1 protein-coding gene is annotated in these 802 nt (G+C 66.8%); it reads left to right on the top strand.

All coding sequences use genetic code 11. The features are described from left to right. The coding region (locus ACFPZI_RS36990; RefSeq protein ID WP_381371552.1) for an IS3 family transposase at positions 1 to 713 on the top strand (713 nt) is incomplete at its 5' end. Positions 714 to 802 lie beyond the last annotated feature (89 nt).

Below are 802 nucleotides of genomic sequence, written 5' to 3' on the forward strand. Positions count from 1 at the left end.
GATCGCGCGGCGCCTACGGGGCCCCGCGGATCCACGCCGCCCTGCGGCGGGCCGGGCGGGCGGTGAACGGCAAGAAGGTCGAGCGGCTGATGCGCAAGCACCGGATTGTCGGGATCACCCGCCGCCGGCGGCGGGGCATGACCCGGCAGGCGAAGCGGGCGGTGTTCGCCGCCGACCTGATCGGCCGGGACTTCACCGCACCCCGCCCCGGGATGCGACTGGTTGGTGACATGACCGAACTCGTCACACTTGAGGGGAAGTTGTATCTGGCGACCTGTATCGATCTTGCGACGCGGGAGGTGATCGGCTGGGCGATGGCCGACCACCACCGTGCCGAGCTGCCGGTCGCCGCCCTGCGGATGGCGGCCGGCCGCGGTGGCCTGGAGGACGGCTGCATCATGCACACCGACCGCGGCAGCGAATACACGAGTGACGAATTCCGCACCGAAATACGCAAGTTGCGCATGAGGCAGTCGATGGGACGTGTCGGCTCTTGTTACGATAACGCTGCTGCGGAAAGCTGGTTCGCCGTCCTCAAGGCGGAGATCGGAACCACCGTCTGGGAGACCCGCGAGGCCGCCCGGGCCGACGTCTTCCGCTACATCGAGATCGAGTACAACCGCAGCCGACTCCGCAGGCACCCCGAGTACGGGTACGTCACCCCGCTCGAAACGAGAACCTTGCTCAGGCAGGACCTCACCCCCGCAGCGTAAACACCCGCTGTCCAGGACCCGGGGGGAACTTCCAAGGCCGGGTAGTTAGCGTTTTCGCAGTTCATGCAAGGGAGTTGAGGAATTCTCCA

It is taken from the genome of Streptomyces chlorus (genome assembly GCF_042655885.1).
In the GTDB taxonomy this organism is placed as follows: domain Bacteria; phylum Actinomycetota; class Actinomycetes; order Streptomycetales; family Streptomycetaceae; genus Streptomyces; species Streptomyces chlorus.